Source organism: Tunturiibacter gelidiferens, assembly GCF_013410115.1.
Lineage (GTDB): Bacteria > Acidobacteriota > Terriglobia > Terriglobales > Acidobacteriaceae > Edaphobacter > Edaphobacter gelidiferens.
Genome location: NZ_JACCCV010000002.1, coordinates 150,023 through 168,378 on the forward strand (window position 1 = coordinate 150,023; position 18,356 = coordinate 168,378).

At 60.4% G+C, this 18,356-nt stretch carries 18 protein-coding genes; 9 read left to right on the forward strand and 9 right to left on the reverse strand.

Annotated elements, in window-relative coordinates:
- Positions 1-3: 3 nt before the first annotated feature.
- From HDF12_RS12740 to HDF12_RS12750, 3 genes are all read right to left on the reverse strand, one after another.
- The gene (locus HDF12_RS12740; protein ID WP_179583937.1) at positions 4-321 is read right to left on the reverse strand and encodes a PspC domain-containing protein; all 318 of its coding nucleotides are present in this window, start codon (positions 319-321) and stop codon (positions 4-6) included.
- A 113-nt stretch (positions 322-434) separates the two neighbouring features.
- Positions 435-1,466, reverse strand: coding sequence for an alpha/beta hydrolase fold domain-containing protein (locus tag HDF12_RS12745; RefSeq protein ID WP_179583939.1), 1,032 nt, complete (start codon positions 1,464-1,466; stop codon positions 435-437).
- 370 nt (positions 1,467-1,836) lie between these two features.
- Positions 1,837-3,009 carry a tetratricopeptide repeat protein gene (locus HDF12_RS12750; protein ID WP_257025649.1) on the reverse strand — a complete coding sequence of 391 codons (1,173 nt, stop codon included), beginning with the start codon at positions 3,007-3,009 and terminating at the stop codon, positions 1,837-1,839.
- 232 nt (positions 3,010-3,241) lie between these two features.
- On the opposite strand from HDF12_RS12750, the gene HDF12_RS12755 reads away from it, so the two are divergent.
- Positions 3,242-3,682: a hypothetical protein gene (locus HDF12_RS12755; protein ID WP_179583941.1), complete on the forward strand. Its 441-nt coding sequence runs from the start codon at positions 3,242-3,244 to the stop codon at positions 3,680-3,682.
- A 44-nt stretch (positions 3,683-3,726) separates the two neighbouring features.
- On the opposite strand, the gene HDF12_RS12760 is transcribed toward HDF12_RS12755, so the two are convergent.
- Together HDF12_RS12760 and HDF12_RS12765 are read right to left on the reverse strand one after the other, a co-directional pair.
- A complete protein-coding gene (locus HDF12_RS12760) occupies positions 3,727-4,281 on the reverse strand; it encodes a DinB family protein (protein ID WP_179583943.1) in 555 nt (184 codons plus the stop codon).
- 87 nt (positions 4,282-4,368) lie between these two features.
- Positions 4,369-5,076: an outer membrane protein assembly factor BamD gene (locus HDF12_RS12765; protein WP_179583945.1), complete on the reverse strand. Its 708-nt coding sequence runs from the start codon at positions 5,074-5,076 to the stop codon at positions 4,369-4,371.
- Positions 5,077-5,190: 114 nt separating this feature from the next.
- Here HDF12_RS12765 and HDF12_RS12770 point away from each other — a divergent pair, with 114 nt between their 5' ends.
- The 5 genes from HDF12_RS12770 (at position 5,191) to HDF12_RS12790 (ending at position 9,955) form a co-directional block, all read left to right on the forward strand.
- Positions 5,191-5,649, forward strand: coding sequence for an SET domain-containing protein (locus HDF12_RS12770; protein WP_179586839.1), 459 nt, complete (start codon positions 5,191-5,193; stop codon positions 5,647-5,649).
- A gap of 167 nt (positions 5,650-5,816) precedes the next feature.
- Complete coding sequence (dnaX, locus tag HDF12_RS12775) at positions 5,817-7,880, forward strand: DNA polymerase III subunit gamma/tau (RefSeq protein WP_179583946.1); 2,064 nt, start codon at positions 5,817-5,819, stop codon at positions 7,878-7,880.
- 30 nt (positions 7,881-7,910) lie between these two features.
- Positions 7,911-8,243: a YbaB/EbfC family nucleoid-associated protein gene (locus HDF12_RS12780; RefSeq protein ID WP_179583948.1), complete on the forward strand. Its 333-nt coding sequence runs from the start codon at positions 7,911-7,913 to the stop codon at positions 8,241-8,243.
- A 45-nt stretch (positions 8,244-8,288) separates the two neighbouring features.
- Entirely contained in the window at positions 8,289-8,867 is a 579-nt protein-coding gene (gene recR / locus HDF12_RS12785) for a recombination mediator RecR (protein ID WP_179583950.1), read from the forward strand.
- A 71-nt stretch (positions 8,868-8,938) separates the two neighbouring features.
- Positions 8,939-9,955, forward strand: a complete 1,017-nt coding sequence (locus tag HDF12_RS12790) for a metallophosphoesterase (RefSeq protein WP_179583952.1) — start codon at positions 8,939-8,941, stop codon at positions 9,953-9,955.
- Positions 9,956-10,107: 152 nt separating this feature from the next.
- Here HDF12_RS12790 and gpmI read toward each other — a convergent pair whose 3' ends face one another.
- Positions 10,108-11,733 (reverse strand): 2,3-bisphosphoglycerate-independent phosphoglycerate mutase, encoded by a 1,626-nt coding sequence (gpmI, locus tag HDF12_RS12795; RefSeq protein WP_179583954.1) that lies wholly within the window; start codon positions 11,731-11,733, stop codon positions 10,108-10,110.
- 212 nt (positions 11,734-11,945) lie between these two features.
- On the opposite strand from gpmI, the gene HDF12_RS12800 reads away from it, so the two are divergent.
- A complete protein-coding gene (locus HDF12_RS12800) occupies positions 11,946-12,731 on the forward strand; it encodes a PP2C family protein-serine/threonine phosphatase (RefSeq protein ID WP_218892455.1) in 786 nt (261 codons plus the stop codon).
- Between the two features lie 417 nt (positions 12,732-13,148).
- Positions 13,149-13,394 (forward strand): hypothetical protein, encoded by a 246-nt coding sequence (locus tag HDF12_RS12805; protein ID WP_179583959.1) that lies wholly within the window; start codon positions 13,149-13,151, stop codon positions 13,392-13,394.
- Positions 13,395-13,730: 336 nt separating this feature from the next.
- Here HDF12_RS12805 and HDF12_RS12810 read toward each other — a convergent pair whose 3' ends face one another.
- Positions 13,731-14,429 carry an SIR2 family NAD-dependent protein deacylase gene (locus HDF12_RS12810; RefSeq protein ID WP_179583961.1) on the reverse strand — a complete coding sequence of 233 codons (699 nt, stop codon included), beginning with the start codon at positions 14,427-14,429 and terminating at the stop codon, positions 13,731-13,733.
- Positions 14,430-14,568: 139 nt separating this feature from the next.
- Positions 14,569-16,074 (reverse strand): glycoside hydrolase 5 family protein, encoded by a 1,506-nt coding sequence (locus HDF12_RS12815; protein ID WP_179583964.1) that lies wholly within the window; start codon positions 16,072-16,074, stop codon positions 14,569-14,571.
- A gap of 138 nt (positions 16,075-16,212) precedes the next feature.
- Here HDF12_RS12815 and HDF12_RS12820 point away from each other — a divergent pair, with 138 nt between their 5' ends.
- Positions 16,213-16,611 carry a cupin domain-containing protein gene (locus tag HDF12_RS12820; protein ID WP_246373427.1) on the forward strand — a complete coding sequence of 133 codons (399 nt, stop codon included), beginning with the start codon at positions 16,213-16,215 and terminating at the stop codon, positions 16,609-16,611.
- A 187-nt stretch (positions 16,612-16,798) separates the two neighbouring features.
- Here HDF12_RS12820 and eno read toward each other — a convergent pair whose 3' ends face one another.
- The gene (eno, locus tag HDF12_RS12825) at positions 16,799-18,247 is read right to left on the reverse strand and encodes a phosphopyruvate hydratase (RefSeq protein ID WP_479729376.1); all 1,449 of its coding nucleotides are present in this window, start codon (positions 18,245-18,247) and stop codon (positions 16,799-16,801) included.
- Positions 18,248-18,356: the final 109 nt, after the last annotated feature.

An 18,356-nucleotide genomic window follows, 5' to 3' on the forward strand; every position in this document is an offset into this window, starting at 1 on the left:
AGCTTAGGTGCTCTTTGCGGGAAGCGCGTACGGGGCTTCGGGGATGATGACCCAGGCTGCGATGTAGGCGATGGCGCCGACGCCGGTGAGGACGATCATGAGCGCGGTGAGGACGCGGACGAGGTTGAGGTCCCAGCCGTAGTGGAGGGCGAAGCCGGCGCAGACGCCAGCGATCATGCGGTTGTGGCGCGGGCGCGTGAGTTGCGTGCCGGACGGGTAGTGACCCGTCGGGGGAGGAGCGATAGAGGCGGCTGGAGCTCCGCAGGCTGGACAGAAGCGGGAGGAAGGATCGACTTGATTGCCACAATGACTGCAGAACATAAGTGTCTCCGAGAGCTTCTATTTTGCCATACGCTCTCGAGATTGAATACGCAGAGATAGAGCTGCGGGTTCAGTGTTGTCCGGCGGCGGCTTGGTTTGCGGGTGGCGATGGGCTAACGGTTGAGTCGCTGGGAGAAGAAGTCGGCCATGTAGCTGTAAGCTTCTTTGGTCTCGGGAAGGCTGATGTCGTTCCAGAAGGCGTGGGGGAGGGCCTCGAAGACGATGAGGCGGGCGTCGTCTCCACTGCGAAGGAAGGCGCGGTGGAGGATGCCGGTGCCACTAAGTAGGATGTCGCGGCCGCTGGCGATGAAGAGTGTTGGAGGCATGCCGTGGAGGTCGGCGTAGAGGGGCGAGAGGACGGGGTCTTTGGGATCGGTGGTGCCAGTGTACTCGGTGCTGCGGGGCTGGGTTCCGGCGACGGGGAGACTGCCAGTGAGACCACGGAGGGCGTACATGGACCAGGAGTCGCCGTTCTGGCTGAAGTCGCCCATGCCAGAGAAGATGCCGAGCGCGGCGGGGAGAGGCAGGTTGAGCTGCTTAAGGCGAACGGCTACTTCGGCGGTGAGGATGGCTCCGGCGGAGGTGCCGTAGAGGGCGATGTGGGTGGGCTTGTAGGTCTTAAGAAGGTCGCGGTAGACGGCGATGGTGTCATCGACGGCGGCGGGAAAGGGGTGCTCGGGAGCGAGGCGGTAGAGGACGGAGACGACGCGGGTGTGGGTGAGGTTGGCGATGGGAATGGACTCGGTGAAGGAGCCGGAGTCGGAGTTGAAGCCGCCGCCGTGGACGTTGATGAGGACGTGGTCGGGGTGTTTGTCTTCGAGGGGTAGGACGTTGCGAACGGGGACGTTGGCGATAGTGATGGATTCGATGTTGACGGGGTAGGCTTTGCGGGAGGCTTCGCCGGCGCGGGTCTGCCAGGCGTCGGTGGCGGTGCGGCGCTCGGCCAGGGTCTGGTGTTCGGCATCGGCGGGGCGGCGGAGGGAGGTTTGGGCCTCGGAGCTGATGGTGGTGGGGACCGGGATGACGCGGGTGATGTGGGCAGTGCCGTTGGCGTCGAGGACGCTGGAGTTGGTTTGGGGTGGTTGCTGGGCGGAGAGAGTGCTGGTGAGCGCGAGGAGGACTGCGAGAAGGAATTGAGAGCGCATAAGTTTGATTCAGGCTAGCAGGATTTGAGGGGAGGAGCGTTAGGTTCGGCGCGCGACAACTTACGCCGGTTATCCGATCGAACTTTGCTGCGCTTGACGGTTGTTTTCGCCGCGCATGCGCTGACGGACGGCCCACTACACGTGTGTCGGTCCTAAGAGGGAATGAAGAAATGACAACGGCAAAGGCTTGGAGAAGATGGGTTGAAAAGGGAGGACAGGTCGTGGCAGGTCAGGGTTCTTCGGGATCCTTCGCTGCGCTCAGGATGACGGCAAAGGGACCGGTTTGGGAAGGACACCTCTTGGCGAGCGTGCCTGCTACGCCATCCGTTTGTGCGTGCTACCCACCCGTTTATGTCTGGTACACACCCCATTATTTTCCGGTGTATGGGGTCTTGAGGTAGCGATGGGCGGCGTCGGACTGGGACTGGTCGCCGCCTCCGGCTGAGGCTAGTTCGTACTGTTTGGTGGCTTCGTCGCGTTTGTGGAGGAGGTCGAACATCTCGCCAGCGTTGAGTTGGGCTCGGCGGCGGATCCAGTCGCTGCAGGTGGGTTGGGCGGCTGCCTGGAGGTAGTTTTGCGCGGCCTGGGTGATCTGGTTCTGGCCGCGCTGGGTGTCAGCGAGGCCGAAGTAGGTCATATGGAGGCGTGGTCCGATGAAGTAGCCGGGCTTTTTGGCGTCGGTGAGGATGGCGTTATAGAGGGCGATGGCTCCGGGACCGTTGCCGGAGTCTTTGGTGAGATTGGCGACCTCGAGGCGGAAGAGAAAGTCGCGGGGATACTGGTCGGCGAGGCCTTTCTGAACGACGATAGCTTCGGCGTAGCGGGCGTCGTGGCGGAGGAAGAGAGAGAGGGCGGTGCGGGACTCGATAGGCGTAACGATGCCGTGTGCGGCAGACTCGCGGAGAAGTTCGAGGCCTTTTTCTTTGTTGCCGCCGACACCGGCGATTCCTACGAGCATGCGTACGAGGCGCGGGAGGCTGGCGACGGCGAACTGCTGGATGCCCATGGCCATCTTGGCGTCGGCGTAGTTGGGGTCGATCTTGAGAGTGGCTTCGCTGTCGTTGCGTGAGGCTAGCCCCTGGCGGGCTGCGGCCACGTAGCTGTGATCGCAGAGGGTGATGAAGGCGGCGTGCATGCCTCGGGCGTAGCCTCGGGCGAAATAGGCGTTTGCGTCGTTGGGATTGGCTTTGATCTGACGGTCGGCGAGGGCGACGGCGGAGTTGGTGAGGGACTCGATGCGGTCGCGAATGGGTTGTGGGACGGGGACGTTGCGTTTGGAGGTAAGAAAGGAGTCGTGAGCGTAATAGGTTGTGTCGAGGAGATCCTGGCGGTAGAGCTCGCGGAAGACGATGGTGAGGAGAACGTTGCCAATGGAGATGACGCTTTGCGGGTTGGCTCGTTGGATGGTCTCAAAGCGGGAGAGGGCGCCCTCGTAGTCGAGGTCGTAGAAGTGCGCGAAGGCGTCGCGGACCTCGGGAGTGAGATTGATGGGGTCAGTGTGTAAAGCGGGGTTATAGGACTGCGAGTATGCCGGAGTTACCAACAGGACGGCAAGAAGGAGGCTGAGTATTTTTACGCTGCGTATTATGGCTCTTCTCCGGGCCTGGGCGTCGAAGCGTGATGGGAGTGGTGACTTCCCCTGCAGGCTGAGATGTTGAAGCTACTTCTCTGGTAGCGTACACGGAATTGGACGCACGCCACCGCAGACTGTACCCTTTGGGCACGGAACTGACCGGGATGCTGCGGTATCTTTCTTTAAAAGTGAAACGGACTTTATGACACGGGTTGAGTTGCTTCAGTTACTGATCGGGCAGGCGCGAACCAACGGGTTCGAGTTTCGTAGATGGTATGTGGGGAAGCTTGGGCTGCCGTGGCAGAGCGCCCGTCATGCGGTGGAGATGCTGGCGGCCGAACGTCGTTACTATGCGCTACTGTTCTCGCATGAGTTCGCGTCGACTTTTTGGAAGCCCGGGGAGTTGATGACCTTTCAGGTTCCGATGCAGTCGTTTACCCGCAAGATGAAGGATGGGTCGATCGGGACTGTGCAGCGCAAAGGATATACCCGACGGAGCGCGCGTGAAGATGCCTGGCTGTATCACCTGAAGGAGATGGCTGCGGCCGAGGAGCCGCTTCGGTATATGCGGCGGTATCTGCGTGTCGAGGACGATCTGGAGGAAGAGACGGCTGAGGCTGCGGTAGGCGGGTTCGAAGAGTAGGCCGCCGGTTCGATCGGGGTCTTCCAAAGGAGCGTTTCAGGCGCTCAGTTGGCCGCTCGCTCGACGGGCATCAGGCTGTGGGCTTTACGGATGGCGAGAATCTGCTTGAGGTGATGCTCGCCGTGAATGAGCTGGAATTTTCGCCACTGATTTACGTCGAGCGGGCCGAGGATCGCGTGGCTCGCGAATTTGCATTTGGTCCCGAACAGTTCTTCCGCTTCGGCGCAGAGCAGATCGAGGTGAGCCAGGTGTTCGGCTGCGGCGGTGGTGAGCTCTTCGCCACAGAGTGGGTGCTCGGTTGGAGCCGGCGTAACCATAGGCGGGGATTTGCGTCCGTGTGGGAAGTAGCCGAGACGGATGAGGGTGTACTGGCCCAGGTGCTGCGGGATGCTGGGTTTTGCGCGGGTGGGAGCTCGCTTGGTGAGTCGGGCATTCAGAGCCAGCTCGGTGCCGGAGTAGCTGAGAAGGAGATGCTCCATAATTTGCTGGATGGTCCACTTCTGTGGGCGCGAGGGTGGTCGGAGCTGTGTCTGGGCGGCGTCGAGTCCGTTGAGGGAGAAGGCGATCTCGCGCTGAAGGCGGTGGAGGGTGGAGTTCATAAGGCAGGATCACGTTACACCGGTTGCAGGCGCGGCGGCTAGTGTTCTCTGCCGGGTGCGAACGGGCAAGGCTCTACGGATGGAAGACTACTTTAGTTGATCCAACGCCTTGTGAGCCTCTTTAGCTTTTTCGCCATCGGGGTCCAATTTTAGGTAAGTCTGGAACTCGGCGATCGCCTCGTCTTTCTTTTTCATCTTTTGTGCGATCTCAGCGAGGGCGTAGTGAGCGGCGGAATAATCGGGCTGAGTTTTGACGGCATCCTGGGCGCGAAGATAGGCGCCCGGAAGATTATCGTCGCGCATGTAGAACTTCGCGACCTTCAGATCTTCATCCACTCGTTCGTCATCGGTCTGAACGCGCTTGACCTTGGGGAGCTTGCGATGCACGGAACTGCCTTCGGTGCCCGGCTTGGGCATGTCTGTGTCTGGAACAGCGTCGGAGTCTGCGCTGCCGGAGCTGGAACTGCTGCTGGAGTCGTCGCCTGGGAGCCTGGGAGCTGGGGTTGTGGGAAATGGATGCTCCTCTGCAGCGGAGGAAGGTGCCGTGGTGGAGCTGGGGGCGTCGGGCGGAGGAGTTGCGGGCTTTGCCGGAGTGCCGGGGAACGGAAACTGCTCAGCGGCTGAAGGCTTCTTTGTCTGTGGAGGCGGGGGGCATGGCGCGGCCGGCTGAGATGTGTTCTGGCCGGGAGCCGGGCATGGCGCGGGTGGATTTTGCGCAGGTGCGGTCTGTGCGTGGCAGGCTGCGGAGACCAGGAACGCAGCTAGCAATGCGCGAATTTTAGAGCCGACTGCCATAAGGGTTCAGAGTTCTCGTTCGATACTTTGACGGTGTTGCGAGGCGGTTTGTTATAGTCAGCTCACCTTGGCTGTTTCCCTGCCACTATTTTATTTGATGGAACTTCTTTGACTATGGTTGATGGGCTGATTATCCGTTCTTCGTCGATTCATGCGGCGGGCTGCTATACCACTCGAGCGATAAAAAAAGGTAAGAGAGTCTGCGAGTATGACGGGCCGCGGTTTACCAAGGATGAGGCGGACGATAGGTACCAGGACCGCGATATTACTTACCTTTTCAGTTGTGGGGAGAATGGGTTGGTAATCGACGGGTTTGGAACTGCCATGTTTATCAACCACTCCTGCGATCCAAACTGCGAGTCGGAGAATGTCGATGGCCGAGTGTTTGTTGTTGCGATTCGGGATATCGCCGCTGGGGAGGAGCTGACTTATGAGTACAACCTGTATGACAGCGACGATGATGAGCAGAACTGCTACTGTGGCGCGAAGAAGTGCCGGGGTACGATGTTCAGCGAGGCTGAGGTAAAGCGGCGGGCGCGGAAGGCTCGGGCTTTGGCTAAGGCTGGGCGCTAGTTTTGAACTGCAAAAGCTAAAGCGTGCTGCGCGCACGGCGCGATCTGCCATCGAGGCTGACGCGCCTTCGGCGCCATTCGTCTCCGAGGATAACTGGCTTGGCGATGGGCGATACAATAGAGTCTGCGGACCTGTCGCGACGATTGTGACTTCCCTACCTTTTCTATATGGCATATCAGGTACTTGCTAGGAAATACCGGCCCCAGCGTTTCGCAGATGTTGCAGGGCAGGACCACGTGACCGTGACGCTGATGAATGCGCTGACGCAAGGCCGTATCGCGCATGGATATATTTTCAGTGGGCATCGCGGCATTGGAAAGACGACGATTGCGCGCATTCTGGCCATGGCGCTGAACTGCCGGAATGCGATTGGGTCGCCGATGCGGCCCACGGCAGAGCCTTGCGAGGTTTGCGACAGCTGCACGGAGATTAAGGCGGGGAATGCGGTTGATGTGATCGAGATCGATGCGGCGACCAATCGCGGGATCGATGAGATTCGCGAGCTGCGGGATGCGGCGCGGTATCGTCCGGCGCGAGATAAGTACAAGATCTACATCCTGGATGAGGCTCACCAGATTACCGATGCTGCCTTCAATGCATTGTTGAAGACGTTGGAGGAACCGCCGGATCATATTGTCTTCATGATGGCGACGACGCAGCCGGAGGATATTCCGCAGACGGTGCGATCGCGTTGTCAACACTTCAGCTTTCATGCGGTGAAGCTGGTGGACATTCTGGGCGAGCTGCGCGGTATTGCGGAGCGGGAGGGCGTGGATGCGGATGAGGCTGCGCTGAGTCTGCTTGCCGAGGCGGGCGATGGGTCGATGCGCGATGCGCTGTCGATTATGGACCAGGCGATTGCGAGCGCTCCGGTGGAGGATCGTCGAGCGCGGTTGGATGCAGGGCAGATTCGGGAGCTGATGGGGACGGTTCCGAATGCAGTGTTTGAGCGGATCCTTGAGGCGGTGGATGGAAATCGTAGCGCCGAGGTGATTACGGTCGCGAATCAATTGCTGGATGCGGGAAACTCCCCGGCGCAGCTGGCGCGTCAGTTTGTAAGGTATCTGCGGAATACGGTGATTGCGAAGATTGCGGGCATCGGTGTAGATGGGGCTGGGGCGGATGGGGTGGCAGGGGAGTTGCTGCAGATCTCGGCCGATGAACAGCGGCGCGCGGGGCGGTCGGCGGCGTTGTTCAGCGAAGAGGAGTTGACGCGCTTTCTGCAGGTGATGCTGAGGACGTTTGATGAGCTGGGATATCGGCAGGAGCAGCGGTTCCACTTCGAGCTGGGATTGCTGAAGCTCGTGCATCTGCGGCGGTTGCTGCCGATTGAAGAGGTGTTGAGCCAGTTCCCTGTTGGCGGCGGTTCACGGCCAGGGCCTGGAGTAGCGACGGCGAGGACATTGAGCACGTCCGTGGGAACGCCTCCGAGGAATCCGGTAAGCGGGGCGGCGACGGCACGCGTGTTGGAGACGAGTGCAGCGGCGGCGAGCGCCAGACCAGCATTTTCTCCCTTTGAAAGGGACCAGAACAGGAACCGGTTTGACGAGCGGGCCGTAGTGGCCTCGCCGGTCGCTGTTGTACCTGTTACTGCTCCTGTTGTGCCGATGGCGGCGCCTACGCCTGTGCCGGTGCCCACGCTGGCTCAGGTAACGACACCTGCGGAGACGGTGCTGACTGACGGCGATGCGATAGGAGCCGCACTCGTGGAGACTGAGGATCGTGCGGAGACAGCAGACGTGCCTTCGCCGTTGATGGAGAAGCCGACTGAAATGTCGGCTGAGAGGGCAGATCCCGTTGAGAGTGCGAGCAGCACTGGTATGCAACTGACTTCGTTACATTCCGCTGAGGAACTGCAGAGGGTGGCCGTAGATGCTTTGTTAGCGGCGAAGAATCAGGCGACGCCGGCTGATGCTCTGGCGGATGCAGAGTGGACAGTGACAGAGGGCGAGATCCGGGTGCAGACGGAGCTCTCGAAGACGATGCTTTCGATGGTGATTAATGCGGAGGCGGAGAAACTGATAAGAGCTGCGTTGCGGGATGCCGGGGTTGGGGCGTTGAAGCTGATGTTTCTGCCGGGCGTCAAGAATGCCGCTAACGCAAAAAAGCCGAGAGCAGCGAAGAGCGGAAGCGTCCAGGCGAAGGCGTTGGAGCATCCAATTGTGCAAAGGGCGCAGACGTTGTTCAATGCCGAAGTTCGGAATGTGATCGATCTGCGCGATAACGACTAGCCAGTCATTACAGCACCAAAGGGGGTGAAGATGGACTTTTCTGATCTGGGGAAGATGAAAGAGATGATGGGGCAGGCGAAGCTGATGCAGGAGCAGATGGAGAAGAAGCTCGCTGCAACGGTGGTGGAGGCTTCGAGCGGCGGCGGGGTGGTGACGGTGCGGATGAACGGTAAAAAAGAGATTCTGCGGGTAAAGATTGAGCCAACGGCGATGGGCAGTTCGGCGAGCGATCTTGAGTTGCTTGAAGATTTGATTGCAGCAGCAGTGAACGAAGCAGGGCGGAGGGCAGATGAAGCGATGAAGTCGAGCGTGGCCGGAATGATGGGTGGGTTGGGCTTGCCGGATCTGCCGGGGTTGGGCTAAGTGACTGGTTCTTTCCATGCCACACCGAGTCGTTTTGCGGAGCCGATGTCGCGGCTGATTGAAGAGCTAAGAAAGCTGCCAGGGATTGGTTCCAAGAGTGCGCAGCGGCTGGCGTTTCATGTGCTGCGGTCGTCGGCCGACGATGCCGAGGCGTTGTCAGTAGCAATACGAGAGTTGAAGCTGCACCTGCGGCTCTGCTCGACCTGCAACAACATTACGGACATCGATCCTTGTGGGTATTGCATGAGCCCAGTGCGAAATCAGCGGTTGGTTTGCGTGGTGGAAGAGCCGACCAATATTGCGACGATTGAGAAGACGCGGAGTTATAACGGCGTATATCACGTGCTGCACGGGACGCTCTCTCCGATCGGTGGAGTGGGTCCGGAGCAGTTGCGGATTACGAATCTGCTGACTCGTTTGCAGGATATTGATGAGGTGATTCTGGCGACTTCGCCGACGACGGAGGGAGAGGCGACGGCAGGGTATTTGGCGCTTGAACTTAGGAAAACGAAGGGTGATGTGAAGGTGACGAGGATTGCGACGGGAGTGCCAGCGGGAAGCGATATCGAATATGCCGATGAGGTGACGATGACACGGGCGATGGAAGGGCGGCGCGAGTTTTAACCCGGGTGTAGCAGCTTTCCTTGCCGCTGATTCGTCTTATCGTTGCAAGAGTTGCAATTTCGAGGAGACGTATGGGGTTTGATGAGACGTATTCGCGTAGGCGGTTTCTGCGGCAGAGTTTTGCGTTCAGTGCGTTGGCCGGACTTGGTGGTTTGCCGGCGCTGGGTGCTGCGAAGCATGGTGGGCCGGGTGGTGGGTCGCGGTTGTTGATGGTGGGGGATTGGGGGTATGAGGACTTTGAGGCGCAGAGCCGTGTGGCGAAGTCGATGCAGGCGTATGTGCGCGAGCAGAGGTTCAAGACCGAGGGGCTCCTGATGCTGGGTGATAACTGGTATGGGCCGCTGCCGGGCGGGGCGAAAGATGTGCGGTGGAAGACACAGTTCGAAGAGATGTATCCGTCGAGCGTGTTCGATTGTCCGGCCTATGCGATTCCTGGCAACCATGACTACCAGACGATGCCGATGAGCAAGGTTGTGGCGGAGCTAGAGTACGCGAAGGCGGGCGGGACGCGGTGGACGATGCCTTCGCTCTGGTATAGCTTCGAGTTCCCGGTGAAGAAGCCGCTGATGACGGTGATTGCACTCGATAGCAATATGCCTCACGCAGATGGAAGGCCGAAGAAAGGTGCGGACTTCACGCTGACTCCGGAGCAGCAGGCGGAGCAGTTGGTTTGGCTGGAGGCGGAGTTGGAGAAACCTCGGAGTACTCCGTTTCTGGTCGTGATGGGGCATCATCCGATCTTTTCGAATGGGCCGCATGGGGATCATAAGGTGCTGGTGCGGGACTGGGAGCCTCTGCTGCGGAAGCATAAGGCTCATATGTATCTGGCCGGGCATGATCACGATATGCAGCACCTGGAGTTTGAGGGGCATCCGACTTCTTTTGTGTTGTCGGGTGGGGGTGGGGCGGATCTTTATCCACTCGTGATCGATGAGGCTCAGCGTGGGCCCTATGCGCAGCGGGTTTATGGGTTCAGCGATCTGGAGGTGACGCCGGAGACGCTTACGCTACGGCATCTCGATGAGAAGGGGCGGGTGATTCACTCGTTTACGAAGAAGGTGGATGGGACGGTTACGAATATCGCTTAAGTACTGCTCGGCGCTTCGCGTGTCTGTCATTGTGGCGAAAGATGTGTCCTGCCGGACGGGATCACTGCGCGGGAGGCGGTCACTTCGTGACGTGTGTACCGGTCTTGGTGAGTGAAGTGCGTGGGTCCTTCCTTTGGTCGGATGAAAAATTCTTATTCGGCTTTGGGTTGCGCGCGGAGGTTGCCGCCGGTCATTTGGTTGGGTTGGTCTAGGTTTAGCAAAGACAGGATGGTGGGGGAGATGTCGCGGAGGCTGCCGCCTTCGCGGAGGATGGGGGTGTTGCCGGCGTCGGTGATGTAGAGGAAGGGTACGGGGTTGGTGGTGTGTGCGGTGTGGGGGCCTCCGGTGGCGGGGTCGATGAGCATCTCGGCGTTGCCGTGGTCGGCGGTGACGAGTAACGCGCCACCTCTCTGCTTTACTGTGCTATAGATACGGCCTAGTTGAGTGTCTACGGTCTCGACGGCGCGGATGGTGGGTTCCATCATGCCGGAGTGGCCGACCATGTCGGCGTTGGCGAAGTTGACGATGATGACGTCGAAGGCAGTGTCGTTGACGGCTTTGATGACGGCGTCGGCGATGCCCGCGGCGGACATCGCGGGGGCGAGGTCGTAGGTGGCTACTTTTTGTGAGGGGACCAGTGCGCGGTCTTCGCCGGGGAAGGGTTTTTCGATGCCGCCGTTGAAGAAGTAGGTGACGTGGGCGTACTTTTCCGTCTCGGCGACGCGGAGGTTGCGGAGGTTGGCCTGGGACATAAGGTTGGCGAGGAGGTTGTCCATCGACTCGGCTGGGATGATGATGGGGAGCTTGAAGTTTTTGTCGTACTGGGTCATGCAGACGTAGTGGAGGTTGGAGGGGATGAGGTCGAGGCGGATCTCGGCGTCGAGTTCGGCGGCTTTGGGGAGTTGGTGGCCCTGGCTGCCGATGGGGTCTGCGGTGAGGCCGGACTTGCGGGTGAGGACGCGGGTGATCTGGCGGACGCGGTCGGCGCGGTAGTTGAAGTTGATGACGACGTCGTGGTCGCGGATGAGGCCGACGGGGGTGTCGTCGGTCGGGTTCATGCAGGTAAAGGGTGGAATGAACTCGTCGGTGATGCCGTTGTTGTAGAGTTCGCGGATACGTGCGGTGGGGCCGTTGTAGCGGCCGCCTTCGGGATGGCCGGTGACCAGGGCGTCGAAAGCTTGTTTTTCTTTCTCCCAGCGGAGGTCGCGGTCCATAGCGTAGTAGCGGCCGCTCACCGAGGCCAGGAGGCCGACGTTGTACTCGTTGAACTTGCGGAGAAGCTCCTCGAGGTAGCCAAGGCCGCTGGTGGGCATGGTGTCGCGACCGTCCATGAAGGCGTGGATGAAGACGCGGGTGAGCTTGCGCTGAGCGGCCATGCGCAGGAGCGCGTAGAGGTGGCGCTGGTGGGAGTGGACGCCGCCGTCGGAGAGGAGGCCGATGAGGTGGAGTGCTCTTCCCTTCTGACCGGCCAGTTCGTAGGCGCGGACGAGGGTGGGGTCGGTGTAGAGGGAGCCGTCGAGGATGGCGGTGTCGATGCGGGTCATGTCCATGCGGACGACGCGGCCGGCGCCGAGGTTGAGATGGCCTACTTCGCTGTTGCCCATCTGGCCGTCGGGGAGGCCGACGAAGTGTTCACTGGCGCGGAGGAGGGTGTTGGGGAAGTCGCGGAGGAGCGCGTCGTAGGTGGGTTTGCGGGCCTGGGCGATGGCGTTGCCGTGGGTTTCGGCGCGGTAACCCCATCCGTCGAGGATGGTGAGGACTACTGGTGCTTTGGGCATGATGGCTTCGTTTCTCGCTGCTGTCTGGTTGTGGTGCAGGCTTATGGTGAGGATATCAACAACGGGGGAGCGGTGAATTTCTGGGCGGCTTTGGAGTGGAGCGAGATTTTGAGTGAAACTTTCGGCTGATAAAAAGGACTGTCATTCGATGGGCCAGTGGGTAACGAGCGGGGTTACAATCGCGAAAAGATTCCAATCAGGTGGGTCATGCCATGATGTCGTCTCACACGGATTCGCCTGCGATGGGCCGAAGTCCTCGACCGATGGACCTGCGGCAGATGCAGGGTGTCGATCTGCATGCTGAGTATCACTCCGTCCGAACGGGTGGGGACTTCTTCGATGCGGTCGACCTCGGCTCGCACGTGATCTTCCTGATGACGGATATTGCCGGGACCAAGAAGGCGACGCAGCCGATTGCGGCCGCGGTTCAGGATATCTTCCGCGGGAGTGCTACGGAGTTGCTGGGGCCGGCGGGCACGAATGTGATGGACGCCACGGCGCGGCTGGCGCAGGCGGTGAATCACGAGTTGATCCGGGCTGCGAAGGGGGTTCGCTTTTCGCCGACCTTTCTGGGTTGCTATGACGTTTCGCTGGGAGTTCTCGCTTACATTAATGCGGGAGGTATGACGGCTGTGTTTCACGACTCGGAGGGTGCGCGGATTCTGCCTAGCGAAGCTGCGCCGCTGGGTTTGTTTACGCACCTGACCCATGAGCCTTCGATGCAGGCGTTTGAGCCGCGGGCGAAGCTGCTGCTGGTGACCAAGGGCGTGATGGAGACGCGGCATGGGCGGACACACTTCGGCGTGGAGCGTTTGATTCCTCTTCTGGAGGAGACGGCGACGCATTCGGCGACGGAGCTTTGCCGGGCTGCCTTGAAGGCAGCTGAGGAGTTCAAGCAAGTTCCCTGGTATCGCAGGCTGAATCTTCCATTTGGACATGCGACGGAGGACGAGGATCTGACCGCGCTTGCTCTGGTGAGGCATGGCAGGGCTGGTTAGATTGCAGGGGTTCGATGGAACCGATTGCGACGAGCACGCAGGAGGGCCGACGGCGGCGTGGACTGCCGGGAGAATAGAGTGCTGAGCGGGTGTTGCGTCGTTGTGGTGCTGCTCTGAGGTGTCTGTGGTGGTTTCTTCTATGGCTTCTTCGTCTTCGAGGAGGCCGAGTCGATCGAGGAGCTCGGCGACGGGGCTGGGGCGAGAGTTGGCCTGTCCGACCTCGGAGCGTGGAGCGAGGAGACCTAAGGCCGGGTCGTGGAGGATCTCTTCGACGGTGTCTGCCGGGGGCGTGGTTTGGCGGGCGGGATCGCGGGGCAGATTGAGGCTTGCGATCTGGAGGCCGTAGAGGAGGAGTCCGGCGCGGCGTGAGTCGATGTCGTTGGAGGCGATGCGCTGGAGGACCTGGCCGATGGAGGATTGGATGGCGGAGCGATCCTCTGGCAGGGGCAGATCGAAGGCGGTGCGGCGGGAGCGGCGACGGCGGGCTCCGGTGGTGGGTTTGCGGGTGGTGTGGTGGTAGTAGCAGAGCTCTTCGCCGCGAAGGCATGGGCTGCCGCAGCGATGGCCGTCGGTGAAGATGTGACGGCATTGGTAGCGCTTCGGTTTGACGTTGTTGGTGCTGGTGACTGTTTGCTGCATTGTGTTCCCTCCCCCACTGGGTGAAAAGTGTGCAAAGTCTTCGAATGAAACGGCATAGGTCTGGACCTGCACTGGTCCGAACCTATGGGTCTGGTTAATTCGGGTTTAAATTGGAAGACCCGGCTTGCGCCGGGTTCTTTTTTGTTGCTTCTTCTATTTTAGCGGATTGGGTGGGGTGGATACGCCACGCGAATCTTCGCTGTTGACGAGGGTTTTGTGCGCTTGGGGGCTTGACAGGTTTTTGGAGATTGCTCAGGATGACAGCTTGTGGGGAGGGACGGGGAGGAGAACAAGCAACGGCGTGCTGCGCGCACGGCGCGATCTGCCATCGAGGCTGACGCGCCTGCGGCGCCTTTTTTTCTAAGGCACTAATGTGGGGAGGAGTTGGGTGGCGGTGCCCAGGAGGATCTCCTTGAAGGCTTCGTGGTTGAGCGGCTCTTCGGGGCCGATGTAGATGGTGCGGGTGCGCTGCTGGTTGGCGATATTGACCAAGCCGGCGGCGGGATAGACGGAGCCGGAGGTGCCGACGACGAGAAAGACGGTGGCTTCGTTGAGTTTGTCGTAGATGGTGTCCATGTCGAGTGGGATTTCTCCGAACCAGACGATGTGCGGGCGGACTGGGGCATTGCAGTTCGTGCACATGGGGAGAGTTTCGGCGGTTTCGTAGAGGCCGGTGTCCGGGAAGGGTTGATTGCATTGGGTGCAGCGGGATTGGAAGAGGTTGCCATGCATGTGGTGGATGCGCTGGGAGCCGGCCCGCTCGTGGAGCTCGTCGACGTTTTGGGTGCAGAGGTAGAAGCGATCGCCTAGTTGTTGTTCGATTTGAGCGAGTGCGAGATGCCCGGCGTTGGGTTGGGCGGAGGAGGCGTTGCGGCGGCGCTGGGAGTAGAAGTGCCAGACAAGTGCCGGGTCGGCGGCCCAGGCTTCGGGGGTGGCGACTTGTTCGACGCGGTAACCGTTCCAAAGGCCGCCGGAGCCGCGGAAGGTGGCGAGGCCGCTCTCGGCGGAGATGCCGGCTCCGGTTAGGACGAAGAGACGATCCTGTCGGGTCAGGCGCATGTTGGTTGGATGCAGGTGTCCTGCTGCTTGTGTCCTGCCGGACGGGCCCGCTGCGCGCGGGGCGGTCACTTCGTGACTTGTGTACCTTGTGTTGCCTGGTGAAAGGCGTCGGGCCTCGCGTTGCTCGGCTTTATTTCACTTATCTTGGGTCGGAGGGTTCGCTGGGGATGCCGTCTGCGTTCCAGGCTATGACGCGATATTGAATGCCGCCAAAGGTGCCGTGGGGGTCAACCCAGGGGTCATCGGCGTCGGTGGCGCAGCGGTCGCAGATGGACTTCCATTCTTTTGAGCCCGCGTCGTTGCGTTCGACGGAGTAGCGCACGGCACCTGCAGAGCCGCGCCAAGCGATGAGGCCGACGATGACAGTGGAGGTGATGACGGGGCGCGGTGGGATCGCGTGCTTGGGGACAGCGGTGCCGGACATGGCGTAGGCGTGGGCGCGGAGTTGCTGGGCTCGGGCGGCCATGTCATCTGCGGTGTTGACGAGGGTTTTGACGCCGGGGTAGTAAAGCGCCCACCATTGGCCGGATTCTCCGTGCTCGGCGAAGATGGGGTTGGTGCTGTCGGCGGGGATGGGTTGGAAGCCGAAGTTGTCGAGATGGGCCTGGAGCGCCCAGAAGCCGTCGCCGGAGATGTTGGGATCGGTGGCGAGGGTGTGGAGAACTTGTTCGAGGTCGGCGGGGGTCTTCCAGTCGGTGGGGTCCCAACCGAATTCATTGACGATGAAGGCCTTGCCGTGGCTGGTGACGGTGGCGGCGTCGTGGCTGAAGGTGGCGGCGGTGGTAGCGGGTGCGCCTGGGCCGAGGAGGGCGTCCCAGTGGGGGTAGAACTCGAAGGTGACGAGGTCGGTGCTGGGGTTGTCGATGATTTTGGCGTAGTAGCGGAAGAGGCCGGTGGTGTCGAGGTAGAGGTGGTGGGGGTCGGTCTGCTTGATGTGGGCGCCGATGGTCTCGGACCAGGTGGAGATTTGGGCGAGGGATTCGGGAGTGGGATGGCCGATGAGGGCGATGAGGCCGCACATGTTGCAGTTCTCCCAGGCCATGATGGTGGGGTCGTCTTTGTAGCGGAGGCCGGTGATGGGGTTGAGGTGATTGAGGACGGCGTCGATGTGTTTTTCGTAGGCGGCGATGAGGGCGGGGTCGGTGAAGAAGTCTTGTGGGTTTGGCTTGCGGTGCCAGGCGAGGTATTGGCCGATGCCTCCGCCGGCGCAGGTGGCGCAGTCGCCGACGAGGGGGATGATGAGCTTCATGCCGTGCTTGTGGGCGGTGGCGACGGCGTAGTCAGAGGATGCGAAGGCGGCTTCGTTGATGTTGCCTTCGGTGGGCTCGATACAGAGGGGGCAGCCGACGGTGTCGCCCATGGTTTGGGCTCGGACGACTTTGGCGCCCATCTCGGCGGCGGTATCAAAGGCGTCGTCGATCTCGAAGTGGCTGGGGAGGCGGGGACCCATGGGATCGTGGGGGCCGTAGCCTTCGAGGCCTAGCCACTCGATGTTTGGGCCGGAGTAGCGGAAGGGTGCGCCGGAAAGAGTGAGTTTGGTTCCGGTGCGTTGGACGAAGGCGTCGGTCTGGGCTGGGAGATGAGGGGCTAAAAGGATGATTGCTGAGGTCGCTAAGATGATGTTGCGCGTGCGGGTCCCTGACATTCGTTCTCCGTCCCGGTTAGGCTGGCTTTTCTATCGCTGGCCATTATGAATGGGTGTTCAACGGTTTGCAAACTAGAGATGATGGGCTTCGCGTTCTTCGCCTAGGATGGAGCTCTCGCTTGTGCGGATCGCTTTGAGATGATCTCTATCAAGAGTTGCATGCTGAGAGTTGCGGGATCAATTGAAACGCGAGGGTTGACGATGAATGGGCAGCTTCCAGAGGTCATCACGCTGACGGCGGAGTCTTCGTTGCAGGTCGGATACGACAATCATCCGATTGCTAAGATCAATGACCATGTCGTTCGGATTGCCACGATGGTTGAACCTTACTACTGGCATTTCCATCCGAACTCGGATGAGACGTTTCTGGTGGTTGAAGGACGACTTGCCATTGAATTTGAGAGCGGATCGGTCGAGCTTGGTCCGGGACAGTTAGTGACGATTCCTCGCGGGGTTCGTCATCGGACGCGGCCGGTTGGTGGGAGGTCAGTGAACATTACGTTTGAGTTGGCGCAGAGTGAGACGGTTGCGGTTTGATGGTAAAGGTGTAGGAAGGGTGTTGGCGCTGCGGGCAAAATGCGGGGGTCCCTCCGCAGCGCCGCTCACGATGAGACTGTGAGCGGCTTCGGTCGGGATGACGTGGTTTTGGGGTGATGAGAAAAGAACATCCTTAAGTGCTGAGGCAAACCTCATACCTGAAGCACTAGAGGAACCCTCGGAGTACCTATTCGCCGAAGTTGACGGATTCGATGCCGAGGAATTCGGCGGATTGGCCCAGCTCTTCTTCGATGCGAAGGAGCTGGTTGTACTTGGCGATGCGGTCGGTGCGGGAGGCAGAGCCGGTTTTGATCTGGCCGGCACCGGTGCCTACGGCGAGGTCGGCGATGAAGGTGTCTTCGGTTTCGCCGCTGCGGTGGGAGATGATGCTGGTGTAACCGAAGCGACGGGCCAGCTCGATGGCTTCGAGGGTTTCGGAGACGGTGCCGATCTGGTTGACCTTGATGAGGATGGAGTTGGCTACTTTTTGCTCGATTCCCTGCTGGAGGCGCTGGGTGTTGGTGACGAAGAGGTCGTCGCCTACGAGTTGGACTTTGTCGCCGAGGACTTTGGTGAGGTGAGCCCAGCCTGCCCAGTCGTCTTCGGCGAGGCCGTCTTCGATGGAGATGATGGGATATTTGTTGACCCAGTTCTCCCAGAAGGCGGTCATCTCTTCGGAGGAGAGCTCGCGCTTGTCGGATTTCTTGAAGACGTATTTGCCGGATTCTTTGTTGTAGAACTCGCTGGAGGCGGGGTCGAGCGCGATGGAGATGTCTTCGCCTGCGGTGTAGCCGGCGAGTTGGATGGCTTCGAGGATGAGGTCGAGGGCTTCGTCGTTGGATTTGAGTGACGGAGCGAAGCCGCCTTCGTCGCCTACTGCAGTGTTGTAGCCCTTTTTCTTGAGAACGCCTTTGAGGGTATGGAAGACTTCGGTGCCCCAGCGGAGGGCGTCGGAGAAAGTTTCTGCGCCGACGGGCATGACCATGAACTCCTGGAAGTCGACGTTGGAGTCGGCGTGCGAGCCGCCGTTGAGGATGTTCATCATGGGCGTGGGGAGGAGGCAGGCGTTGACGCCGCCGAGGTAGCGATAGAGAGGGAGCTTGAGGGCTTCGGCGCTTGCGCGGGCGACCGCCATGGAGACTGCGAGGATGGCGTTGGCTCCGAGTTTGGATTTGTTCTCGGTGCCGTCGATGTTGATCATGGTCGCGTCGATGAGGCGTTGGTTGCTGGCGTCCATGCCGGTGAGCTCGGGCCCGAGGATCGTCTCGACGTTTTCTACGGCCTGAAGAACGCCTTTGCCGAGATAGTGCTCTTTGTCTCCGTCGCGAAGTTCTACGGCTTCGTGCTCGCCGGTGGAGGCTCCGCTGGGAACGGCGGCGCGGCCTTTGGCTCCGCTATCGAGGAGGACGTCGGCCTCGACGGTGGGATTACCGCGGGAGTCCAGAATTTCGCGTGCGTGGATAGAGACGATCTCGGTCATGTTGCTCCTGAAATTTGATTGGCTTGGTGCTGCGGAATGTTGGGCTACGATGCGATGGTTCAAGCGTTCGTTGAGCTTTGGGCGACGGTCGACCGGGAGGGTGCTGCCGCCGGCGAGGGTGATGGATTCGACCAGCTTTGCGTCCGATGGGCTCACCTGTCGGATTCTAGCAAAGGGATGGGAGGGTTGTTGGAACGGGGATGAATTGGCGGACAATGTGTGATTGCAAGTAGAAGCAACCGCAAAGGCAACAGCAGAGGCGAAA

Coding starts and splice junctions, on each gene's coding strand:
- HDF12_RS12740 (WP_179583937.1), bottom strand. CDS start 321: ATGTTCTGCAGTCATTGTGGCAATCAAGTCGATCCTTCCTCCCGCTTC.
- HDF12_RS12745 (WP_179583939.1), bottom strand. CDS start 1,466: ATGCGCTCTCAATTCCTTCTCGCAGTCCTCCTCGCGCTCACCAGCACT.
- HDF12_RS12755 (WP_179583941.1), top strand. CDS start 3,242: ATGACACGGGTTGAGTTGCTTCAGTTACTGATCGGGCAGGCGCGAACC.
- HDF12_RS12760 (WP_179583943.1), bottom strand. CDS start 4,281: ATGAACTCCACCCTCCACCGCCTTCAGCGCGAGATCGCCTTCTCCCTC.
- HDF12_RS12765 (WP_179583945.1), bottom strand. CDS start 5,076: ATGGCAGTCGGCTCTAAAATTCGCGCATTGCTAGCTGCGTTCCTGGTC.
- HDF12_RS12770 (WP_179586839.1), top strand. CDS start 5,191: ATGGTTGATGGGCTGATTATCCGTTCTTCGTCGATTCATGCGGCGGGC.
- dnaX (WP_179583946.1), top strand. CDS start 5,817: ATGGCATATCAGGTACTTGCTAGGAAATACCGGCCCCAGCGTTTCGCA.
- HDF12_RS12780 (WP_179583948.1), top strand. CDS start 7,911: ATGGACTTTTCTGATCTGGGGAAGATGAAAGAGATGATGGGGCAGGCG.
- recR (WP_179583950.1), top strand. CDS start 8,289: ATGTCGCGGCTGATTGAAGAGCTAAGAAAGCTGCCAGGGATTGGTTCC.
- HDF12_RS12790 (WP_179583952.1), top strand. CDS start 8,939: ATGGGGTTTGATGAGACGTATTCGCGTAGGCGGTTTCTGCGGCAGAGT.
- gpmI (WP_179583954.1), bottom strand. CDS start 11,733: ATGCCCAAAGCACCAGTAGTCCTCACCATCCTCGACGGATGGGGTTAC.
- HDF12_RS12800 (WP_218892455.1), top strand. CDS start 11,946: ATGATGTCGTCTCACACGGATTCGCCTGCGATGGGCCGAAGTCCTCGA.
- HDF12_RS12810 (WP_179583961.1), bottom strand. CDS start 14,429: ATGCGCCTGACCCGACAGGATCGTCTCTTCGTCCTAACCGGAGCCGGC.
- HDF12_RS12815 (WP_179583964.1), bottom strand. CDS start 16,074: ATGTCAGGGACCCGCACGCGCAACATCATCTTAGCGACCTCAGCAATC.
- HDF12_RS12820 (WP_246373427.1), top strand. CDS start 16,213: ATGATCTCTATCAAGAGTTGCATGCTGAGAGTTGCGGGATCAATTGAA.